Source organism: Dyella sp. 2YAF14, assembly GCF_052114725.1.
Taxonomy (GTDB): Bacteria; Pseudomonadota; Gammaproteobacteria; order Xanthomonadales; family Rhodanobacteraceae; genus Dyella.
Genome location: NZ_JBFRFH010000001.1, coordinates 571,429 through 590,900, shown reverse-complemented (window position 1 = coordinate 590,900; position 19,472 = coordinate 571,429). Strand labels below are relative to the sequence as shown.

Here is a 19,472-nt window from a genome sequence, read left to right as displayed (position 1 = left end):
CGATGGATGATTCACGCAGTGATGTGCTGGTTCTCGGCGGTGGCGTCATCGGCCTGGCCTGCGCTTACTACCTGCTGAAGTCTGGGGCTACCGTGCGCGTTCTGGAGCAGGGTACCCCGGGCTGCGGCAGTTCGCACGGCAATTGTGGAACGATCACCCCCAGCCACGCGGCGCCCCTGGCCATGCCGGGCATGTTTGGCGTGGCGTTGCGCTCGATGCTGCGGGCGGATGCACCGCTCTACCTCAACCCACGCTTTGACGGCCCGCGCCTGCGCTGGCTGCTCGGCTTTGCCCGCCACTGCAACTGGCGCGATTTCGAACATGCCGCGCAAGCACGTTCAGCCATCCTGCAACGCTCGCGCGGATTACTTGCGGGCCTCGTGCGCGACGAGCGGTTCGACTGCGAGTTCGGCGAAGAAGGGGAGCTGTATGTCTACCGCTCGGCAGGGGCGTTGCAGGCAGACGAGCGTCACCACGCCCAGGTGCTCGATCGCCTGGGTGTAGCGGTGGAGCGCTTGAGCGGCGAGGCCGTGGAAGAGCGCGAGCCCGCGCTTAAACCCGGCGTTGCCGGCGGGCTTTTCCACCCGGACGACGCACGTCTGCGACCAGACCGGTACGCCGCCGAACTCGCGCGCCGCGTGACGGAGCTGGGTGGCATCGTCGAATCGGGCGCCCGCATCGACGGCTTTGGCCTTGACGGCAATCGTATCGACCACGTGCGCACGACCCGCGGTGTGTTCCGTGGCGAGCGTGTGGTGATGGCGCTCGGTGCCTGGTCGCCGTTGACCGCGAGCTCGCTCGGCCTGCGCCTGCCCATGCAACCAGGCAAAGGCTATTCGATCACTTATTCGCGTCCCGCCGTGGCGCCGCGCCACGCGCTGGTATTGCGCGAGGCCGCCGTGTGCGTCACCACCTGGGACAGCGGCTTCCGGCTGGGCAGCACGATGGAGTTTTCCGGCTATGCCGAGGGCCTCAACCGCACGCGTCTGGATGCCTTGCGTCGAGGCGCCGCCCAGGGGCTGCACGTGCCCGAAGGGCCCGAACTGAAGGAAGAGTGGTGGGGTTGGCGTCCTATGAGTGTGGACGAGGTGCCAATCATCGGCCCCAGCTCCCGCTGGTCCAATCTCACTTTGGCCACGGCGCACGGCATGCTTGGCGTGAGCATGTCGGCGGCCACGGGCGAACTGGTGGCATCGATGTTGCGCGGCGCGACGCCAGCAATCGATCCCTCGCCGTACGCACCGTCGCGCTTTGGCGTGTGATCTTGACGCGGCCTGCTCGCAGACTCGCTTAACTTCAATGGCGCAAACCGGAGAGCGGCATGGCGGAAACGTTTGATCTGATCGTATTGGGTGGTGGTTCGGGTGGCCTGGGGGCCGCATTCCGTGCCGCGCGCCATGGCGCACGCGTCGCCTTGCTTGAACCCAGCGCACTGGGCGGCACCTGCGTCAATGTCGGCTGCGTGCCCAAGAAGGCGCTGTGGTTCGCCGGCCAGCTGGCGCAGGAGCAACGGCTCGCGGTGGACTATGGTTTTGCGTCCCAGCCCGGCGCGCTCGACTGGGAACATTTCCGCCAGCTGCGCCAGCACTACATCGACAACATCCGCCATCGTTACGCGATGGGCCTGGAAGAGGGCGGCATCCAGGTGTTCACCGAAACGGGGCGCTTCGTGTCCGCCAACACGATTGCCACTTCGTGCGGAGAAGAATTGCGTGCCCCGCAAATCGTGATTGCCACCGGCGGCCGTCCGCATCGCCTGGATATACCCGGCTTCGATCTGGGCATGGTGTCCGATGACATTTTTGCGCTGCGCACCTTGCCCAAGCGCATTGCCGTCATTGGCGCGGGCTACATCGCCATCGAATTCGCGGGACTGCTCAACGCGCTGGGCAGCGAGGTGACGCTGCACGTGCGCAATCGCATGCTCACGAGCTTCGATGCGGAACTGGTCGATGCGCTTGAGCAGCACATGTGCGACGCGGGCATCCGCATCACCAACCAGGTGAAAGTGACGGGCCTGCATCGCGATGGCGAAAACCTCATGATCGACGATGACGTCAATGGCCCCTGCGGACCGTATGACGCCGTGTTGTGGGCGATCGGCCGCGTACCCAACAGCGACCGGCTGGATCTCGATGCCGCTGGCGTCAACGTGGACGAATGGGGCCACATCGTCACCGACGCCTGGCAGGCCACCAATGTCGAAGGCATCTTCGCCGTCGGCGATGTCACCGAACGCCCGGAACTCACACCGGTGGCGGTGGCGGCGGGAAGACGACTGGCCGATCGACTGTTCGGCGGCAAACCCGACAGTCGGCTCGATTACGACAATATTCCCAGTGTCGTCTTCGCCGAGCCGCCACTGGCGATCGTCGGCCTCACCGAAGCGCAGGCGCGCCAATTCCATGGTGACAAAGTGCACGTGCACCGCGCGAAATTCACGCCGATGAAATGGGCCGTGGCAGGGCGGAAACATCCGACCTTGATGAAGGTCGTCACCGAAGGCGACGACGAGCGCGTGGTGGGCATCCATGTGCTCGGCGAAGGCGCGGACGAAATGCTGCAGGGCTTTGCGGTCGCGCTGAAAATGGGCCTGCGCAAGCGGGATCTGGAAGACACCATTGCCATCCATCCGAGTTCGGCCGAAGAACTGGTGTTGATCAACTGAGCGAGCCAACATCGGCTTTTCCCGCGCCACGGTAAACTTCACCCATGACTGCCACCTACACGCTACATCGCGGCACCGCGCCGCTGCTCATCAGCCTGCCGCACGACGGCAGCCATATTCCCGATGACATCGCCGCGCGCATGCGACCCGACGCGCAGCGCTCGGTCGATACCGACTGGCACGTGGGGCGGCTGTACGAGCCGCTCGCCAAGGCACTGGGGGCGAGCGTGATCCGTCCGGTGGCATCGCGTTACGTGGTCGACCTCAATCGTCCCGCGGACGGTCATGCGCTGTATCCCGGCAAGCGCGAAACCGGTCTTGTCTCCACCATCGGCTTCGATGGTGAGCCGCTTTACCTCGATGGAGCTGAACCGACGGCGGAAGAAATACAACGTCGGGTAAATGCGTATTGGCGTCCGTATCACGACGCGCTATCGCAAGAACTTGAACGATTGCGTGCCGCGCACGGCCGTGTGGTGCTCTGGGACGGGCATTCCATCCGTAGCCGCGTGCCCATGTTGTTCGAGGGGCAGTTGCCCGACTTCAACCTGGGTACGGCCGAGGGCGCGAGCTGCTCGGCGGCCTTGCAGCAGCAACTCAAGGATGTGCTGGAAACCCAGTCCCGCTATAGCTTCGTGGTGAATGGACGCTTCAAGGGTGGCTACATCACGCGCCATTACGGGCAGCCCGACAGCGGCGTGCAGGCCGTGCAGCTGGAGCTATCGCAGATCAATTACATGGACGAAGACAGCTTCGCGTATGCCGAAGCCAGCGCCGTGCAAGTGCAGGAAACCATCGCGCGCCTGCTCGCGCTCTGCGTGGCGTAAGCGCAAAAACATTCGACCCTTGTTAGGGTCTTGCAATGTCAAGACGTGGCCTGCGGAAATCTCGCGCGCATGCTGGAAAAATCCAGTTCCGGGCTGCTGCCAAACGTGCGATGTTTTAGCCGTCGCGATGCACGGATCGGCCCATTCCGATCGGTGCGCGGCACGAACATCAGGCTCATTACGTCGAGGCTCACACACATGCGCAAGTTCGCGATCGCTTCCCTGCTGCTGGCAGGCATGGCTTTCACCGGTTCCCTGTTGGCTCAGGACGCAGCCCCGCAGCCTGCGCCCGCCGCCAAGTCGGCTTCGGCCACACCAGCGCCCGCCAGCTCGTCGTCACACAAGCACAAGAAGAGCAAGTCCACCAACAACGGCCAGCCCAAGCCCAAGGGCAGCAAGTCCGCCAAGCGCACGGCCAAGTCCACGCTGCCGCAGACTGAAGCCAGTCACTAAGCGGCTCTTGTAAAAGGAAAGCCCCGGCATTCGCATGCCGGGGCTTTTTTTGTGTGCGCTGCCTCAGGCCTTCGGTGCAGCGATGCACTTCAATTCAATGGCTATCGGCGTGGGCAGTGCCGTGATGCCCAGCGTCGTGCGACAAGCGTCGACGCCCGCGAAGTATTCCGCATAAAGCTTGTTGTACGCGGGAAAATCACGCCCCATGTCGGTAAGAAACACCGTCACGTCCACCAGGTCTTCCCAGCGCGCGCCGCTTGCTTCGAGCACGGCGCGCACATTGGCGAACACCTGCCGGCATTGCGCTTCGATGTCGTAGTCCACCAGCTTGCCGGCAGCGTCATACACATTGCCGGGAATCGCATTGCTGCCGGGCGTGCGCGGGCCGACGCCGGAGAGAAACAACAGATCGCCGACTCGCCGCGCATGCGGATACGCGCCCACCGGCGCCGGGGCCTGATCGGTGCGGACGACGTTGCTCATCGATTGAACTCGGGAATCGTGCCCAGGCGCTGCATGGCGTGCTCGTAGGCGGGCCTCAGTCCTTCGCGCGAACTCACATGCATGCCCAGATCGTTGACGTGTCCATCGAACAGGCTGTAACACCACGCGTGCACGGAGAGCTTCTGCCCGCGCTCCCAGGCATCCATCACCATGGTGGTGTGGCAGACGTTGACCACCTGTTCCATCGCGTTGAGTTCGCACAGGCGAGCATTGCGCAGATTCATCAGGTCGATCGAGGTGAGCAGCTGCTTGTGCTTTTGCGCGACATCGCCGACATGGCGAAGCCAGTTGTCGACCAGGCCCAGGCGGCGATCGTCGAGGACCGCCTGCACGCCACCGCAACCGTAATGGCCCACCACCAGGATGTGCTCGACCTTGAGCACGTCGACGGCGAACTGGATGGTGCTCAGGCAATTGAGATCGGTATGCGACACCACGTTGGCGACATTTCGCTGCACGAAGATATCGCCCGGCGGCAGATCCACGATCTGCGTGGCTGGCACGCGCGAGTCGGAGCAACCGATCCACAGATACTTCGGCGCCTGCTGCTGGGCGAGGCGTTCGAAGAAGCGCGGGTCCTGTTCGACCATGGCAGCGGACCAGTGACGGTTGCTGTCGAGTAGATTCTGCAGGGGACTTTTCACGATGGCGCTCTCATCAATAACGAATACAGATGTTCTTGGGCTCGGTGAAGAAGCGCAGCGCTTCGGCGCCGCCCTCGCGACCGAGGCCCGATTGTTTGGTGCCGCCAAAGGGCGTGCGCAGATCGCGCAGCAGCCAGCAGTTGGTCCACACGATGCCAAAATCCAGTTGGGCGCCGAAGCGATGTGCGCGCGACAGGTTGCGCGTCCACACCGAGGCGGCCAGGCCGTAACCGGTGCCGTTGGCGATGGCGAGCGCTTCGGCTTCGTCCTCGAACGGAATCAGGGTGACGACGGGTCCGAAAATTTCCTGCTGGTTGGTGGTGGCGCCATTGCCCAGGCCTTCGATGACGGTCGGTGCGACGAACCAGCCGTCGGCGCAGCGGCCATCCACGGTCACCGACTCGCCGCCACAGAGAATGCGGCCGCCTTCTTCGCGAGCCGTGGCGATGCAGCCCATCACCTTGTCGAAGTGTTCGCGCGAGACCAGTGCGCCAAGATCGCTGGCGCTTTCGTTCGGATCGCCCACCCGCAGCGCCTGAACGCGTGCCAGGTAGCGCTCGCGGAAGGTGTCGTAGATGGAACGTTGCACCAGCAGACGCGAGCCGCAGAGGCAGATCTCGCCCTGATTGGCGAAGCCCGAGCGCACGATGGTGTCGAGATTGGCGTCGCTGAGGTCGGCGTCTTCGAACACCACGGCGGGATTCTTGCCGCCAAGCTCCAGCGATACCTTCTTGAATTGCGGCGCGGCCACGGCGGCAATCTGCGCGCCGGTGCGCGTGCTGCCGGTGAAGGACACGGCCTTGACCGACCGGTGCTCAACCATGGCCTGGCCCACGGTCGGTCCGCGGCCTTGCACGATGTTGAATACGCCAGGCGGAAAGCCCGCCTCGATGCTCAGCTCACCAAGCAAGGCAGCGGTGCAGGGCGTGATCTCCGAGGGCTTGGCCACGACCGTATTGCCGGCCGCAAGCGCCGGGGCGATCTTCCAGCTGAACAGATACAGCGGCAGGTTCCACGGACTGATGCAGCCGACCACGCCCAACGGCTGGCGGAGCGTGTAGTTGATCGCACCGGCTTCCATCGCATGCGACTCACTGCCCCAACTGATGATGGCGGCGGCGAAGAAACGCAGGTTGGAGATCGCACGAGGAATATCGAGCTTGCGCGCTTGGCTCAGCGGCTTGCCGCTGTCGCGCGATTCCAGCGCCACGAATTCGTCCATGCGCGCTTCGATCAGATCGGCCAGCCGATGCATAAGGCTGGCGCGCTGCTCGGCGGGCGTTGCCGCCCACTCGGGCGCGGCGCGCGCGGCGGCGGCCACGGCGTCGGCAACGTCTTCGGCGGTGGAGTCGGGACAGTGGGCGAAAACCTGGCCGGTGGCCGGTTCGTACACGTCCAGCCAGCGATCATGTCGCGGCGCCTGAAGGCGGCCGTCGATCAGGTTGGCGAGGCGCAGGGTAGGCATCTGCGCAAGCTTAAGACCTGCGGGCTCCGATTGCACCGGACGCTGGCGTATGCCCGATTCAATGTGAATGTGGGAGCGCACCCTGTGCGACACGGCGTAGCCGTCGCGCACAGGGTGCGCTCCCACAGGGTTGGGTCCGCGATCAACTCAGCGAACGGGTACGTCCACCATCCACGGCAATGCTCACGCCATTGACGTACCCCGCAGCCGGCGTGCACAGGAAGGCGATTACTGCCGCCACTTCCGAAGCTTCACCGAATCGGCGCGCAGGCACCGTGGCGAGCATGCCCTGGGCCACCTCGTCTTCGCTGTTGCCGCTGCTGCGCACGCGCCCGGCAAGCACCTCGTCCAGGCGTGCCGTGCGGGTATAGCCCGGCAGCACGTTGTTGACGGTGATGCCGTCGACGGCCAGCTCGCCGGCCAATGTCTTGGCCCAGCCCGCCACCGCGGCGCGCACGGTATTGGACACGCCCAAGCCCACGATCGGTTCCTTCACCGAGGTGGAAATGACGTTGACGATGCGGCCGTAGCCGCTGGCCCGCATGCCCGGCAGCAGCGCCTGCACCAGCGTCTGGCCTGCCAGCAGGTGCTGGCGGAAGGCGTTCTCGAAGGCCTCGGCGGTAGCGCTGTGCGCCGGGCCGCCCGGTGGGCCGCCGGTGTTGTTGATCAGGATTTCGATCGGCTGGGCGGCCACGATATCCGCCAGCGCGTCGCGCAATGCATCGGTCTGCGTCATATCCACCGCAAACCAGCGATGCTGTTGGCCGTGTTTGCGCGGCAATGCATCCGTCGCGGCCTTCAGCGCATCGGCTGAGCGCGAGAGCAGGGTGACGCTGGCGCCCAGCTCGGCGAGTTCCACCGCGCTGGCGCGCCCGATGCCTTGCGAGGCGCCACACACCAGAGCATGTCGTCCACTCAAATCCAGCTGCATGGAATGCTCCTCTTGGGAGTGAGGGTTATCGCGCGGTCCATTGCACAGCGAGGGCGGCGAACCAGCACAGCCACGCGGCCCACAGACTGTAGCGCCAGACCAGGCGCCAGCGCGTGATGCCGTTGTCTTCCAGCGCCGGCAGCACCGGCGAGCGCAGCGCGAGCTGCAGACGCATCCACGTGCGCACGGCGTTGGTGGGCTTGCCGTCGGCTTCGGCGATGATCTTCCACTCGTTCGGATGACGGCGGCGCAGCAGCGAGGCGATCAGATACTGCGAGCTGAAATGCAGCAGGAAGCAGATGACGCCGGCGGAAAGGAGCGAGAGATAAAGCGGAAGCATGCCGAGTCCGTGGTGGGTGATGGTGGGCCGACCCGAACTCAGCCGTTGGTCGAGTTATTGGTTGCCGACGTAGCGTCAGTGTTGTTGGAGCCGCTCGACGTCGCAGGAGCCTTGGGCGCCTCGGACTTCTTGCTGTCGCTGCCGATGCCGGGCAGCGGAAGTGCCTCGCGCAGCGTGCTCAGCACGCCGTTGCCCTGTTCGGGCTTGGCGCAGATCGCGTTGTTCACGGCGTCCTGGTAAGTCTTGTCCATCATGCCGATCCACACGGTGCCGTCGGGCCCGTGCGGCACTTTGAAGGTGCCGGCCGCCGCCATCTTCACCGGTGCCTCCGCCGAGAATGCTGCCGGCGACTGCTCCCAGTAGGTGCTGCCCGATTGCTGCTTGGCCGAGCTGTACAGCACCAGATAGCGCGCACGCTTGTCGGTGATGTCCACGCTGCCGAACGCGCCGGTGGTGGCGTCCGTCCAGCCCATGTGTTCGCACAGGCTCACGTCCTTGCTGTCGATCGGCTGGAACGCTTCGTCCAGCACCACCAGCGTCGGCGCAAACAGATAGCTGGCGCGCAGCCAGCGGCCGTTCAATTCTGACTTCACCGCCACGCGGTACGGCAGCTGCGATTCGCGCGGCAGGCTGAAACTCAGGAAGTAGCTGCGGTCCCCATTGAGGTTGGCCACCATGCTGCCCGGTCCCAGCGCGAACTTCTTGGGCTGCCAGGGCAGGGCGTCCTGGTAGGAGAAGTCGGCAAAGGTCGTGCAGCAGGGCGTGGCCTGCTGCAGGGCTTGCTTCGCCTGATCCAGGCTGCCGTTGCCATTTTCGGGCGGGCGCAGATTGGGCGGCACCAGCGCTTTCACGCTATGGCAGCCGCTCGCCAGCACGGTGAGCGCGAACAGGGCGGTGGCAGTGATCAGTCGATAACGCATGAGGGATCTCAAAATTCGGCTGTACCCGCCGCACGCGGGAAGGGAATGGCATCGCGGATATTGGACAGGCCGCACACGTATACCAGCAGGCGCTCGAAGCCCAGGCCAAAGCCAGCGTGCGGCACCGTGCCATAGCGGCGCAGATCACGGTACCAGCCGTAGGTGGCCGGATCGAGACCGAATTGCGTCATGCGGCGGTCAAGGTAATCCAGGCGCTCTTCGCGCTGCGCACCGCCGATGATCTCGCCGATGCCCGGGGCCAGCACGTCCATCGCGGCGACGGTCTTGCCGTCGTCGTTGAGGCGCATGTAGAACGCCTTGATCTGCTCGGGGTAGTTCATCACCACCACCGGGCGACCGACGTGCTTCTCGGCGAGATAGCGCTCGTGCTCGGTCTGCAGGTCGATGCCCCAGGCGACCGGGAATTCGAATTTCTGCCCGGACTTCTTCAGGATTTCCACCGCCTCGGTGTAATCGATGCGTTCGAACGGTTCGGCAATAAAGGCTTCCAGACGGCTGATCGCATCGGGCTGCACGCGCTCGGCGAAGAACGCCATGTCGTCCTGACGCTCATCCAGCACGGCCTTGAAGATGGCCTTGAGGAAACCCTCGGCGCAGTCGGCGTTGGCGTTGAGGTCGGCGAAGGCGATTTCCGGCTCCACCATCCAGAACTCGGCCAGGTGGCGCGGCGTGTTGGAGTTCTCGGCGCGGAAGGTCGGGCCGAAGGTGTACACCTTGCTCATCGCCAGGCAGTAAGCCTCGACGTTGAGCTGGCCGGACACGGTCAGGAACGCTTCGCGGCCGAAGAAATCCTTGCGGAAATCGATCTTGCCATCCGGCGTGCGCGGCAGGTTGGCCAGGTCCAGCGTGGACAGGCGGAACATGTCGCCCGCACCTTCCGCGTCGGAGGTGGTGATGATCGGCGTATTAATCCAGAAGAAGCCCTGCTCGGTGAGCCAGCGGTGGATCGCCGTCATCATCGTGTGGCGCACGCGGGTCACGGCGCCGAACAGGTTGGTGCGCGGGCGCAGGTGCGCCACTTCGCGCAGGAATTCCATCGAGTGCTGCTTGGGCTGGATCGGGTAGGTTTCCGGATCGTCGACGAAACCGGTGACGATGACGTCCGTCGCCTGGATCTCGAAGCTCTGGCCCTTGCCCTGCGAAGCGACCAGGGTGCCGGTGACGATCACGCCCGCGCCGGCGGTGAGGTGCTTCACCTCGCTCTCGTAGTTGGACACTTCGCTGGTGACCACGGCCTGGATGGGGTCGAAGCAGGAGCCGTCGCTCACATTGACGAACGAGAGGCCCGCTTTGGAATCGCGCCGGGTGCGGACCCAGCCGCGCACGGTCACGGTGCTGCCGGCAGCGATGCTGCCGGAAAGAGCCTGCTTCACGCTCGATAGAATCGGGCTAACCGCCGTCATTGGATTGAAACTCCTGCTGAGTGCCGGCATATCGGCACGTAAGACGAACCTTGCATGATAATCTACGGATCGTTCAGGTTCGACCCTTAACGTCTGATTTCGGACAATCTCCCCTTCCGGTAGTCGCAACGCCCATGACCATCACCATCACGCCCGCCGCCAGCGAACGCATGCGCTCCTTCCTTGCCGGCACGCCCAGTGCCGCGGGTGTGCGCTTTGGCGTGAAGAAGACCGGCTGCTCCGGCTTCGGTTACGTGGTCGACCTGGCTCAAGTGGTGGGTGAGGGCGATGAGATGGTCGAGGTAGACGGCGTGAAGCTCATCGTCGACGGCAAGAGCATGCCCCTGATCGACGGCACCGTAATCGACTTCCAGCGCCAGGGCCTCAACGCGAGCTTCGTCTTTCACAACCCCAACGCAACCGGCGAATGCGGTTGCGGCGAGAGTTTCACCGTCGGCTGAGACACTGCGCGCGCAGGCAGATCGTCATCTGCTTGCCCCAAACCCCTGAAATCCCTTACACTTCCGCTTCTGTCCAGGCCGTCAAGGCATGGATGGAACCTTGCCTCACCGCATAGTGCGGGAGGCTGCCAGGCCTGAAAGGGCCGCATCCACAAGGAGTTACCACACGATGTCCCTGCGACATTACGAAGTCGTGTTTCTGGTCCACCCTGACCAGAGCGAACAGGTTCCGGCGATGATCGAGCGCTACAAGGCGCTGATCGAGACCGACGGCGGCAAGATCCACCGCCTGGAAGACTGGGGCCGCCGTCAGCTGGCGTATCCCATCGTGAACCTGGCCAAGGCTCACTACGTCATGCTCAACATCGAAGTGAGCCAGAACGCGCTGAACGAGCTCGAGTCGGGCTTCCGCTTCAACGACGCCGTGCTGCGCCACCTGGTGGTTCGCCGTGACGAAGCCGATACCGAGCAGTCCTTCATCCTGAAGTCCAAGGAAAAGGATGACGCCAAGTCCTCGCGTCGCCGCGATGACGATAGCGACGGTGACGAGCGTCCGGCACGCCGTGACCGCGAAGACCGCGACAACGATCGCGACAGCGACGACTGATCAGGAGCCAAGACATGTCTAAGTTCTTCCGCCGCCGCAAGTTCTGCCGCTTCACGGCCGAAAAAGTCAAAGAGATCGACTACAAGGATCTCAACACCCTGCGCCAGTACGTGACCGAGAACGGCAAGATCGTTCCCAGCCGCATCACCGGCACCAAGGCTCGCTACCAGCGTCAGCTGGCGACCGCTATCAAGCGCGCCCGCTTCCTGGCTCTGCTGCCGTACACGGATAACCACGACGTCTAAGTCGTGCGCTTTTAACTTCCTCTCCCCTCCGGGGAGAGGACTGATATGAGGGGCGGGTGCTCGCGATATAGCTGCTACGAAGCTCGCTTCGATTTAGCCATGCCGCAAGATTGGCCCCTCATCCCAGCCTTCTCCCCGCAGGGGAGAAGGAGTGAAAGACTCTTCGGACAACCGTCCAGGCTGCGCCGGGCCACACCGGTGCTAACGAAAAGGAATACCCATGGAACTGATTCTTCTCGAAAAAGTCCGCAACCTCGGCAACCTTGGCGACAAGGTCAGCGTGAAGCCGGGTTATGGCCGTAACTACCTGCTGCCGCAGGGCAAGGCCGTGCCGGTCAACGCCGCCAACCTCGAAGCTTTCGAGAAGCGCCGCGCCGAGTACGAAGCCAAGGCTGCCTCGCAGCTGTCCGGCGCCGAAGGCCGCAAGGCCAAGCTGGAAGGCGTGTCGGTGACCATCACCGCCAACGCCAGTCCGGAAGGCAAGCTGTACGGCTCGGTCGGTCCGCGCGAAATCTCCGAGGCCCTCGCGGCCGCCGGTCATGACGTGCACAAGGGCGAAGTGATCCAGGGCGAGGGCCCGATCCGCCACACCGGCGAGTTCGAGGTGGTGATCGCTCTGCATGCCGACGTGCAGACTCAGGTCAAGGTGATCGTGGTCGGCGAGAAGTAAGTCGCCCCGTCGCTTGCAAGTCCCAGACGGGCGCCTTCAAGGCGCCCGTCTGCTTTTCGGGGTTTGGTAAGCGGCTTATCCACAACGAACCACAGCTTATCCACAGAGTTATTGTCTCGTCGCCTGAGATGGCGCCGCGTATGCTCTGTACCCAGCACGCCGCCGGCAATGCAGCTAACCGCTGCGAGGAATCTCGATGTCCTTCGTTTCCGATCGTTCCGACCGCCCCGAGCGCCGCGGTCGTTCCGAGCGCAAACCTTTGTCCAGCATCGATGCACTGCGCGTACCGCCGAATTCGATCGACGCGGAACAAGCGGTGCTGGGCGGCCTCATGCTGTCGCCCGATTCGCTGGACAAGGTGGCCGACCGCCTCGCCGAGCAGGATTTCTACCGCAAGGACCATCGCCTGATCTGGCGCGCCATCACCGAGCTGGCGGGCAAGGGCATGCCGTGCGACGCGGTGACCCTGGGCGACTGGTTCGAGGCCAACGGCCTGGCCGACATGGTCGGTGGCGCCGCCTACCTGATCGAACTGGCCAACACCACGCCGAGTGCGGCGAACATTGCCGCCTACGCGGAAATCGTGCGCGAGAAGTCGGTGTTGCGCCAGCTGATCGACGCCGGCACCGGCATCACCGAGGACGGCTACCAGCCCGATGGCATGGGCGTGCAGGAGGTGCTGGAGCGCGCCGAGCAGGCCGTCTTCAAGATCGCCGAGTCCGGTGCGCGCGGCAAGAAAGACACCGTGTCGATGCGCGAGGCCGTGAAGGACGCCTTCCGCATCCTCTCCGAACGCTTCGAGAACAAGGGCCAGCTCACCGGCATCTCCACCGGCTTTTCGGATCTGGACGAACTCACCTCGGGTTTGCAGCCGTCCGACTTGATCATCGTCGCGGCGCGCCCTTCGATGGGCAAGACGGCATTCTCGGTGAATATCGCCGAAGCGGCGGCGATGCGCGGCAAGAAGGCCGTGGCCATCTTCTCGATGGAAATGTCGGCCTCGCAGTTGGCCTTCCGTATGATTTCCTCGGTCGGCCGCATCCACGCGCAGCACCTGCGCAATGGCGACCTGGCCGAGGAAGACTGGCCGCGCGTCACCAATGCGATTGCCTTGCTGTCCGAAGCGAAGATCTTCATCGATGACACGCCCGGTCTCTCGCCGGTCGAGCTGCGTTCGCGTTCGCGCCGACTGCATCGCGAGCACGGCGGCCTCGGACTGATCGTGATCGACTACCTGCAGCTGATGCAGGTGCCGGGCATGAAGGAAAACCGCGCGACCGAGATCTCGGAAATCTCGCGCTCGCTCAAGGGTCTCGCCAAGGAACTCAATTGCCCGGTGATTGCCCTGTCGCAGTTGAACCGCTCGCTGGAACAGCGTGCCGACAAGCGTCCGATGATGTCCGACCTGCGCGAATCAGGCGCTATCGAGCAGGACGCGGACGTGATCATGTTCATCTACCGCGACGAGTACTACAACAAGGAATCGCCCGACCGCGGACTGGCCGAAATCATCATCGGCAAGCAGCGTAACGGCCCCACCGACACGGTGAAGCTGACCTTCCTCGGTCACTACACCAAGTTCGAGAATTACGCGCCCGATTCTTTCGTAGGCGCATTCGAATAAGCGCCTCGTCCGACGTACAGGTCCCGTTTCGTTAAAGGAACGGCACCTGTACCGTCCCCGGCATATGCATCCAGTGCACATGAATCCCGTGCCGGATTCACATCCTGCGGTGCAACCTCGTCACCGGTTTCCCGGACGAGGCACAACACATGTCGCTTATCCTCCTACTCATCGTCGTGTTGCTTCTGCTTGGCGCGCTGCCGACCTGGCCGTATAGCCGCGGATGGGGTTATGGCCCGAGCGGCGGACTGGGGTTGATCGTGATCATCCTGATCGTGCTCCTGGTCCTGGGCGTCTTGTGAGGGCGATGCCATGAACCGAATCATCATTCCTGCGCTTCTCGTCGCCGCATCGCTGGCACTCGCCGGCTGTGGCAGCAGCACTCGCGTAGTGCAGAACAACGAGACCTGCGGCAAGCAGATGACCGACCTGCAGGATGCGCTGGCATCCGGTGCGATGACCCAGCACGAGTACGACAAGGCACGTCGTGTCGCCGTGGAGCGTTGCCAGTCGCGCGACAATCACTGAACACCATGTTGGGTGGTGTGGCTACTGGTGAGGGTAGCCGTTGCCCGGGGATTGCCACGGGGGCGCCCCGGGAGTGCCGGACCGGCAGGCTAGGTTGGGCGCATCGGGCCGGATGGCCGGACAGGACTGGTAAGCTTCCAGTCCTGCTCCAGGCCCTCCGGCCCAACTTTTCCCACTCCTCACCGTGCCCGGTCGGGCGCAAAGCCAGGCATGAGTCGCACTACCGTCGCCACCATCCATCTGGGCGCCTTGCGCCACAACCTCGCCCGCATCAAGCAGATGTCCGCGCCGGCCAAGGTCATGGCGGTGGTCAAGGCGGATGCGTACGGGCATGGCCTGGAGCGCGTCGCGCGTGCGCTCGATGGCGAGGCGGATGCCTTTGCGGTAGCGGCCCTGGGTGATGGTTTGCGCCTTCGCGCGGCAGGACATCGCCAGCGCATCGTGGTGCTCTCCGGTCCGGATCACGCCAGCGACATCGCCGAGATGCAGCGCCTGAATCTCGATGCCGCGATCCATCACGAAGAACAATTGCGCTGGCTGAAGGAAGCTTCGCCATCGCGTGGTCCGCTGCGCGTCTGGCTGAAAGTGGACAGCGGCATGCATCGCCTGGGCTTTGCGCCGGAAACCGTCGCCTTCGTCCACGCACAGCTGGCCGCCATGCCCGGCATCGATCCGGAGATCGGCCTGCTGACTCACTTCGCCGAATCGGAAGTGTTCGACGGCATCGAAACGCCCGCGCAAATCCGTCGTTTCAATGACGCCACCCGCGGGTTGAGCGGGCCGCGCTCCTTGTCCAATTCCGCAGCAGTGCTGGGCTGGACCGAAGCGCGCGGCGACTGGGTGCGTACCGGCGGCCTGCTCTATGGCCTTTCCGTCGTGGATGGCAAAACCGGCGCCGATTTCGGCTTCCGTCCGGCCATGACGCTGAGCACGCGGCTGATCGCGATCAATCGCATCGGCAAAGGCGAGCACATCGGCTACAACGGCACCTGGACCTGCCCCGAAGACATGCCCGTGGGTGTGGCCGCAGTGGGATACGGCGACGGTTATCCACGCAGTGCGGTGGCCGGTACGCCGGTGCGGGTGGGCGATCGCCAGGTGCCCTTGATCGGTCGCGTATCGATGGACCTGATCACCCTGGATCTGCGCGACGCGCCGCACGCCAAAGTGGGCGACCGCGTGACGCTGTGGGGTCCGGAGCTGCCGGTGGAAATCATCGCCGCACAAGCGGGCACGATCTCCTATGACCTCACCTGCGGCATGACCAAGCGCGTGTTGTTCGTGGAAGACGAAGCCTGAGCGGGCGCAAGGCGCTCAATCCACGCAGACCGAATGTCTCGCGGTATGCGATGCCGGCCCGCTAAGCTGGGTCATTCGCCCGCACCTCCGATCAGGAATCCAAGCATGGCCAAAGCCAAGACCGCCTATGTCTGCACCGACTGCGGGGCGGAGCATTCCAAATGGCAGGGCCAGTGCGTGGACTGCGGCGTGTGGAATACGCTGAGCGAAATTGTGGTGCATCCTGCCGTGAAATCCGCCGGCGCCGCGCGCAGCACCACCGGCTACGCAGGCGCGGCGGCCGGTTCGCCCAAGGTGACGCCGCTGACGGCGGTGGCGCTGGATGCGGAAATGCGCACGCTCACCGGCATTGGCGAGCTGGACCGCGTATTGGGCGGTGGCCTGGTGGATGGTTCAGTCGTGCTGATCGGCGGCGATCCGGGCATCGGCAAATCGACCTTGCTGTTGCAGATGCTGGGGACGCTGGGCGCGCGGATTCCCAGCGTCTACGTGACGGGTGAGGAATCACTCGGCCAGGTCGCCTCTCGTGCGCAGCGACTCGATCTCCCGCTGGCGCCGCTGCATGCGCTGGCGGAAACCTGTATCGAGCGGATCATCGAACAGGCCCTGAGCACCCGCCCGCGCGTGCTGGTGATCGACTCCATCCAGACGATCTGGACGGAACTGCTCACCGCGGCGCCCGGTTCCGTCAGCCAGGTACGCGAATCGGCGGCCAAGCTCACGCGCTTCGCCAAGGAAACCGGCACATCGGTATTCCTGGTCGGACACGTGACGAAAGAGGGCGGCATCGCCGGTCCTCGCGTGCTCGAACACATGGTGGATGCCGTGCTTTATTTCGAAGGCGAATCCGGCAGCCGCTTCCGCGTGCTGCGCGCCTTCAAGAACCGCTTCGGTGCGGTGAACGAGCTGGGTGTGTTCGCGATGTCGGAAAAAGGCTTGCGCGAAGTACCCAATCCGTCGGCGATTTTCCTCTCTGCCCACAGCGGCCCGACCTCGGGCAGCGCTGTGATGGTGACGCGCGAAGGCACGCGTCCCTTGCTGGTCGAAGTGCAGGCGCTGGTGGACCAGTCCTCGCTGGGCAATCCGCGCCGCGTTGCGCTGGGCCTGGAGCAAAACCGTCTCGCCATGTTGCTGGCGGTATTGCATCGCCACGGCGGCGTGGCGGCGTATGATCAGGACGTCTTCGTCAACGTGGTCGGCGGCATCCGCGTGCAGGAAACCGCTGCCGATTTGCCGGTGCTGCTGGCCGTGCTCTCGTCACTGCGCGATCGACCGTTACCGGAGAAGACCGTCGCGTTCGGCGAGGTGGGTTTGTCCGGAGAGATCCGGCCGGTGCCCAATGGCGATGAGCGCTTGAAGGAAGCAGCGCATCATGGGTTTCAGAAGGCCATCGTGCCGAAGGCGAATGCGCCGAAGAAGTCGCGCACCCTGTGCGCGACAGCCACGCCTGGGTGTATCGCTTCGTAGGCTTGTCGCGCACAGGGTGCGCTCCCACAGGAGATCTGCCGCCTTACACAGGCGGCAGCGCCGCAAAATCCGGGTGCAGTTCAGCGCGCGCTGAAAACGCCGCCAACTGCGGATAAGCCTTCGCATCGATCACATCGGCTGCCACCAATTGCGTGAAGCCCCAGGCAACGGCGATGGTCACATCGGCCTGGCCTGGTTCGCTTCCAAAGATCCAGCCGTCGACACCACTCAGTTCGCGTTCCAGCAAATCGTGGGCCGCATGCAATTGCCCTTTGACGCGCTTGATCCAGCCTTCGTCGCGTTTGTCCGGATCGCGCTTGTCCTCGTAGACGATCTGCACGGCTTTTTCGCTGGCGGCGAGCGCGATACCGGTGAGGCGCAGTGCGCGTTGCCGGTCGGCTGCATTCGTCGGCATCAATGCGACGCGATCGCTTTGCGCCTGGGCCCAGTCGATGATCAGGCCCGACTCGGTAAGCATGCAGCCATCGTCCAGCACCAGCGTGGGCGCTTTCACCAGCGGATTGATCTGCTGGAACTCATCGAAATGCCGGAACACCGACATCGAGCGATGCGTGAAGGGGATGCCCAGCAGCCGCAGCGAAATGGCAGTGCGGCGCACGTACGGTGAATCGAGCATGCCGATCAGTTCCACGAACACCTCCGTCAGGAATGAAAGACGACGGTCTTGCTGCCGTTGAGCAAGACGCGGTCGTCCAGATACAGCCGCAGCGTGCGCGCGAGCACGCGGCGCTCGATGTCACGGCCGATGCGAATGAGATCTTCCGGCGTATCGGCGTGGGTGACCCGTTCGATGTCCTGCTCGATGATCGGGCCTTCGTCCAGCTCGGCCGTGACGAAATGCGCGGTGGCGCCAATCAGCTTGACGCCGCGGCGGTACGCCTGGTGATACGGACGGGCGCCCTTGAAGCCGGGCAGGAACGAGTGATGGATGTTGATGCAGCGGCCAGCGAGTGTTTGCACCAGCTCGCGCGACAAAATCTGCATGTAGCGCGCGAGCACCACCAGATCCGCCTGCGATTGCTCGATCAGTGCGGCCAGTGCGCCTTCCTGGTCGGCGCGGCTGTCACGGTCCACCGGCAGGTAGTGGAAAGGAATTCCGTCGAGATCCAAATGGCGATAGGTTTCGCGCGGATGGTTGGCAATGACGCCGGCGATATCCATCGGTAGCTCGCCGATCCGCCAGCGATAGAGGATATCGGCCAGGCAGTGGTCGAACTTGGACACCAGCAGCAACACGCGCCGACGTTGCGCACGATTGCGCAGCATCCATTGCATGCCCAGTTGCTGGGCGAATCCCTCGAAACCCGGCTTCAGCGCGTCGAGGTCGCGTTCGGCGTCTTCGAACACCAGGCGCATGAAGAAGCGGCCCGTCTCGGCATCGCCGAATTGCTGTGCTTCGATGATGTTGCCGCCGTTTGCGGCCAGATGGTTCGACACTGCCGCCACGATGCCAGCACGGTCAGGACAGGAGAGTGTCAGGACGAACTGGCCGGGAATGATCATGGCATGCGCTTCATGGCGTCCGATGAAGAATCAGTTCCAGCACCGCCTTGGTGCCGAAGAAGGCAAGCAGCAGCACACCCATGCCCACCAGGGTGAGATTGACCGCGCTACGGCCGCGCCAGCCATGCCGCCAGCGGCCGATGAGCAGGGTGCCGAACACCAGCCACGCGATGATCGACAGCACCGTCTTGTGGATCAAGTGCTGGCCGAACAGGTTGTCCACGAACAGGATGCCGGTGAGCAAGGTGAGCGTGAGCAGCAGGAAACCGGCGCCGATCAGCCGGAACAGCAGCGTCTCGGTCAGCGTCAGCGGTGGCAGCGCGCGCATCCAGGTGCCCACCTGGCGATGGCGCAGCGCGCGCTCCTGCACGGCGAGCAGGATGGCCAGCGCCGCGGCGATGGACAGCACGCTGAAAGCCAGCAGCGCCACCGTGACATGCAGCTTGATCTGCCATTCCAGCGGCAGCGGCGCCGTGACAGGAGCGGCAAAGATGTCCAGCCCCAGCAGCAAGGCGGTGAGCGGAAATACGATCACGCCGAGCGCGGCCACCGGTCGCCAGATATTCACCACCAGGGTGAAGGCCGAGACCACGCAGGCGACCAGCGACAGCGCGGAAAAGAAATGCAGGTCGAGCGCGCCGCGATGGGCGCCCAGCAGGGTGCCGGCGTGGAGCAGCACGGCACTGCCAGCCAGCAGCAGCGCGGAGCGGTTCAATGGTTGCCCACCTCCGAGCAGCGGCCGGGCCAAAGCCGTCGCTGCGGTGAGGTAGAGCACGATGGCGAGCAGGGCAAAAAGGACGGTGGCGGCCATAGCGGGCGAGTGTGGCATGGGGCCTTGGGGGTGGGTAGAGGGGGCACGTCGTTGTGACGG

At 64.2% G+C, this 19,472-nt stretch carries 23 protein-coding genes; 13 read left to right on the top strand and 10 right to left on the bottom strand.

Annotation, left to right across the window (positions count from 1 at the left end):
- Positions 1-2: 2 nt before the first annotated feature.
- The 4 genes from AB4Y82_RS02840 to AB4Y82_RS02825 all read left to right on the top strand — a co-directional run bounded on the left by AB4Y82_RS02840 (position 3) and on the right by AB4Y82_RS02825 (position 3,948).
- Positions 3-1,262: an NAD(P)/FAD-dependent oxidoreductase gene (locus AB4Y82_RS02840; protein WP_441604342.1), complete on the top strand. Its 1,260-nt coding sequence runs from the start codon at positions 3-5 to the stop codon at positions 1,260-1,262.
- A 59-nt stretch (positions 1,263-1,321) separates the two neighbouring features.
- Positions 1,322-2,668 carry a glutathione-disulfide reductase gene (gene gorA / locus AB4Y82_RS02835; protein ID WP_441604341.1) on the top strand — a complete coding sequence of 449 codons (1,347 nt, stop codon included), beginning with the start codon at positions 1,322-1,324 and terminating at the stop codon, positions 2,666-2,668.
- A gap of 44 nt (positions 2,669-2,712) precedes the next feature.
- The gene (gene hutG / locus AB4Y82_RS02830; protein WP_441604340.1) at positions 2,713-3,495 is read left to right on the top strand and encodes an N-formylglutamate deformylase; all 783 of its coding nucleotides are present in this window, start codon (positions 2,713-2,715) and stop codon (positions 3,493-3,495) included.
- Between the two features lie 198 nt (positions 3,496-3,693).
- Complete coding sequence (locus AB4Y82_RS02825) at positions 3,694-3,948, top strand: hypothetical protein (protein WP_441604339.1); 255 nt, start codon at positions 3,694-3,696, stop codon at positions 3,946-3,948.
- Between the two features lie 63 nt (positions 3,949-4,011).
- Here the strand turns inward: AB4Y82_RS02825 and AB4Y82_RS02820 are convergent, their stop codons facing one another.
- The 7 genes from AB4Y82_RS02820 to asnS form a co-directional block, all read right to left on the bottom strand.
- The gene (locus AB4Y82_RS02820; RefSeq protein WP_441604338.1) at positions 4,012-4,431 is read right to left on the bottom strand and encodes a RidA family protein; all 420 of its coding nucleotides are present in this window, start codon (positions 4,429-4,431) and stop codon (positions 4,012-4,014) included.
- The gene (gene can / locus AB4Y82_RS02815; RefSeq protein WP_441604337.1) at positions 4,428-5,096 is read right to left on the bottom strand and encodes a carbonate dehydratase; all 669 of its coding nucleotides are present in this window, start codon (positions 5,094-5,096) and stop codon (positions 4,428-4,430) included. The genes AB4Y82_RS02820 and can overlap by 4 nt, the downstream gene beginning before the upstream one ends.
- A 13-nt stretch (positions 5,097-5,109) precedes the next feature.
- Positions 5,110-6,561 carry an aldehyde dehydrogenase gene (locus AB4Y82_RS02810; protein ID WP_441604336.1) on the bottom strand — a complete coding sequence of 484 codons (1,452 nt, stop codon included), beginning with the start codon at positions 6,559-6,561 and terminating at the stop codon, positions 5,110-5,112.
- A 142-nt stretch (positions 6,562-6,703) separates the two neighbouring features.
- On the bottom strand, positions 6,704-7,492 hold the full coding sequence (locus tag AB4Y82_RS02805; protein ID WP_441604335.1) for an SDR family oxidoreductase: 789 nt from the start codon (positions 7,490-7,492) through the stop codon (positions 6,704-6,706).
- A 25-nt stretch (positions 7,493-7,517) separates the two neighbouring features.
- Complete coding sequence (locus AB4Y82_RS02800) at positions 7,518-7,832, bottom strand: hypothetical protein (protein ID WP_441604334.1); 315 nt, start codon at positions 7,830-7,832, stop codon at positions 7,518-7,520.
- 38 nt (positions 7,833-7,870) lie between these two features.
- Positions 7,871-8,752 carry a MalM family protein gene (locus tag AB4Y82_RS02795; RefSeq protein WP_441604333.1) on the bottom strand — a complete coding sequence of 294 codons (882 nt, stop codon included), beginning with the start codon at positions 8,750-8,752 and terminating at the stop codon, positions 7,871-7,873.
- 8 nt (positions 8,753-8,760) lie between these two features.
- Positions 8,761-10,176 (bottom strand): asparagine--tRNA ligase, encoded by a 1,416-nt coding sequence (gene asnS / locus AB4Y82_RS02790; protein WP_441604332.1) that lies wholly within the window; start codon positions 10,174-10,176, stop codon positions 8,761-8,763.
- Between the two features lie 134 nt (positions 10,177-10,310).
- Between asnS and AB4Y82_RS02785 the strand changes: the two genes are divergently transcribed.
- The 9 genes from AB4Y82_RS02785 (at position 10,311) to radA (ending at position 17,077) form a co-directional block, all read left to right on the top strand.
- Complete coding sequence (locus AB4Y82_RS02785; protein ID WP_441604331.1) at positions 10,311-10,637, top strand: HesB/IscA family protein; 327 nt, start codon at positions 10,311-10,313, stop codon at positions 10,635-10,637.
- Positions 10,638-10,806: 169 nt separating this feature from the next.
- The gene (rpsF, locus tag AB4Y82_RS02780) at positions 10,807-11,244 is read left to right on the top strand and encodes a 30S ribosomal protein S6 (RefSeq protein ID WP_046972958.1); all 438 of its coding nucleotides are present in this window, start codon (positions 10,807-10,809) and stop codon (positions 11,242-11,244) included.
- Between the two features lie 14 nt (positions 11,245-11,258).
- Positions 11,259-11,489 carry a 30S ribosomal protein S18 gene (gene rpsR, locus AB4Y82_RS02775; RefSeq protein ID WP_017462785.1) on the top strand — a complete coding sequence of 77 codons (231 nt, stop codon included), beginning with the start codon at positions 11,259-11,261 and terminating at the stop codon, positions 11,487-11,489.
- Between the two features lie 220 nt (positions 11,490-11,709).
- Positions 11,710-12,159, top strand: coding sequence for a 50S ribosomal protein L9 (rplI, locus tag AB4Y82_RS02770; RefSeq protein WP_441604330.1), 450 nt, complete (start codon positions 11,710-11,712; stop codon positions 12,157-12,159).
- Between the two features lie 196 nt (positions 12,160-12,355).
- A complete protein-coding gene (locus AB4Y82_RS02765; RefSeq protein ID WP_441604329.1) occupies positions 12,356-13,783 on the top strand; it encodes a replicative DNA helicase in 1,428 nt (475 codons plus the stop codon).
- A 149-nt stretch (positions 13,784-13,932) separates the two neighbouring features.
- On the top strand, positions 13,933-14,085 hold the full coding sequence (locus tag AB4Y82_RS02760) for a DUF3309 domain-containing protein (RefSeq protein WP_121878546.1): 153 nt from the start codon (positions 13,933-13,935) through the stop codon (positions 14,083-14,085).
- Positions 14,086-14,095: 10 nt separating this feature from the next.
- Entirely contained in the window at positions 14,096-14,311 is a 216-nt protein-coding gene (locus AB4Y82_RS02755; RefSeq protein ID WP_441604328.1) for a hypothetical protein, read from the top strand.
- Positions 14,312-14,521: 210 nt separating this feature from the next.
- Entirely contained in the window at positions 14,522-15,610 is a 1,089-nt protein-coding gene (gene alr / locus AB4Y82_RS02750) for an alanine racemase (RefSeq protein ID WP_441604327.1), read from the top strand.
- A 105-nt stretch (positions 15,611-15,715) separates the two neighbouring features.
- Positions 15,716-17,077, top strand: coding sequence for a DNA repair protein RadA (radA, locus tag AB4Y82_RS02745; protein ID WP_441611098.1), 1,362 nt, complete (start codon positions 15,716-15,718; stop codon positions 17,075-17,077).
- Positions 17,078-17,120: 43 nt separating this feature from the next.
- On the opposite strand, the gene AB4Y82_RS02740 is transcribed toward radA, so the two are convergent.
- The 3 genes from AB4Y82_RS02740 to AB4Y82_RS02730 are packed head-to-tail and all read right to left on the bottom strand — an operon-like array spanning position 17,121 to position 19,430.
- Positions 17,121-17,729, bottom strand: a complete 609-nt coding sequence (locus AB4Y82_RS02740; protein ID WP_441604326.1) for a glutathione S-transferase family protein — start codon at positions 17,727-17,729, stop codon at positions 17,121-17,123.
- An 11-nt stretch (positions 17,730-17,740) separates the two neighbouring features.
- Entirely contained in the window at positions 17,741-18,601 is an 861-nt protein-coding gene (gene purU, locus AB4Y82_RS02735; RefSeq protein WP_441604325.1) for a formyltetrahydrofolate deformylase, read from the bottom strand.
- Between the two features lie 10 nt (positions 18,602-18,611).
- A complete protein-coding gene (locus tag AB4Y82_RS02730; protein WP_441604324.1) occupies positions 18,612-19,430 on the bottom strand; it encodes a cytochrome C assembly family protein in 819 nt (272 codons plus the stop codon).
- Between the last annotated feature and the right edge of the window lie 42 nt (positions 19,431-19,472).

Excerpts from the sequence above, each read along its gene's own strand:
- AB4Y82_RS02840 (WP_441604342.1), top strand. The coding sequence starts at position 3 with ATGGATGATTCACGCAGTGATGTGCTGGTTCTCGGCGGTGGCGTCATC.
- AB4Y82_RS02730 (WP_441604324.1), bottom strand. The coding sequence starts at position 19,430 with ATGCCACACTCGCCCGCTATGGCCGCCACCGTCCTTTTTGCCCTGCTC.
- AB4Y82_RS02800 (WP_441604334.1), bottom strand. The coding sequence starts at position 7,832 with ATGCTTCCGCTTTATCTCTCGCTCCTTTCCGCCGGCGTCATCTGCTTC.
- alr (WP_441604327.1), top strand. The coding sequence starts at position 14,522 with ATGAGTCGCACTACCGTCGCCACCATCCATCTGGGCGCCTTGCGCCAC.
- AB4Y82_RS02755 (WP_441604328.1), top strand. The coding sequence starts at position 14,096 with ATGAACCGAATCATCATTCCTGCGCTTCTCGTCGCCGCATCGCTGGCA.
- AB4Y82_RS02825 (WP_441604339.1), top strand. The coding sequence starts at position 3,694 with ATGCGCAAGTTCGCGATCGCTTCCCTGCTGCTGGCAGGCATGGCTTTC.
- rplI (WP_441604330.1), top strand. The coding sequence starts at position 11,710 with ATGGAACTGATTCTTCTCGAAAAAGTCCGCAACCTCGGCAACCTTGGC.
- AB4Y82_RS02795 (WP_441604333.1), bottom strand. The coding sequence starts at position 8,752 with ATGCGTTATCGACTGATCACTGCCACCGCCCTGTTCGCGCTCACCGTG.
- AB4Y82_RS02760 (WP_121878546.1), top strand. The coding sequence starts at position 13,933 with ATGTCGCTTATCCTCCTACTCATCGTCGTGTTGCTTCTGCTTGGCGCG.
- AB4Y82_RS02785 (WP_441604331.1), top strand. The coding sequence starts at position 10,311 with ATGACCATCACCATCACGCCCGCCGCCAGCGAACGCATGCGCTCCTTC.
- AB4Y82_RS02765 (WP_441604329.1), top strand. The coding sequence starts at position 12,356 with ATGTCCTTCGTTTCCGATCGTTCCGACCGCCCCGAGCGCCGCGGTCGT.
- AB4Y82_RS02820 (WP_441604338.1), bottom strand. The coding sequence starts at position 4,431 with ATGAGCAACGTCGTCCGCACCGATCAGGCCCCGGCGCCGGTGGGCGCG.
- rpsR (WP_017462785.1), top strand. The coding sequence starts at position 11,259 with ATGTCTAAGTTCTTCCGCCGCCGCAAGTTCTGCCGCTTCACGGCCGAA.
- AB4Y82_RS02805 (WP_441604335.1), bottom strand. The coding sequence starts at position 7,492 with ATGCAGCTGGATTTGAGTGGACGACATGCTCTGGTGTGTGGCGCCTCG.
- purU (WP_441604325.1), bottom strand. The coding sequence starts at position 18,601 with ATGATCATTCCCGGCCAGTTCGTCCTGACACTCTCCTGTCCTGACCGT.
- asnS (WP_441604332.1), bottom strand. The coding sequence starts at position 10,176 with ATGACGGCGGTTAGCCCGATTCTATCGAGCGTGAAGCAGGCTCTTTCC.
- AB4Y82_RS02810 (WP_441604336.1), bottom strand. The coding sequence starts at position 6,561 with ATGCCTACCCTGCGCCTCGCCAACCTGATCGACGGCCGCCTTCAGGCG.
- rpsF (WP_046972958.1), top strand. The coding sequence starts at position 10,807 with ATGTCCCTGCGACATTACGAAGTCGTGTTTCTGGTCCACCCTGACCAG.
- gorA (WP_441604341.1), top strand. The coding sequence starts at position 1,322 with ATGGCGGAAACGTTTGATCTGATCGTATTGGGTGGTGGTTCGGGTGGC.
- radA (WP_441611098.1), top strand. The coding sequence starts at position 15,716 with ATGGCCAAAGCCAAGACCGCCTATGTCTGCACCGACTGCGGGGCGGAG.
- hutG (WP_441604340.1), top strand. The coding sequence starts at position 2,713 with ATGACTGCCACCTACACGCTACATCGCGGCACCGCGCCGCTGCTCATC.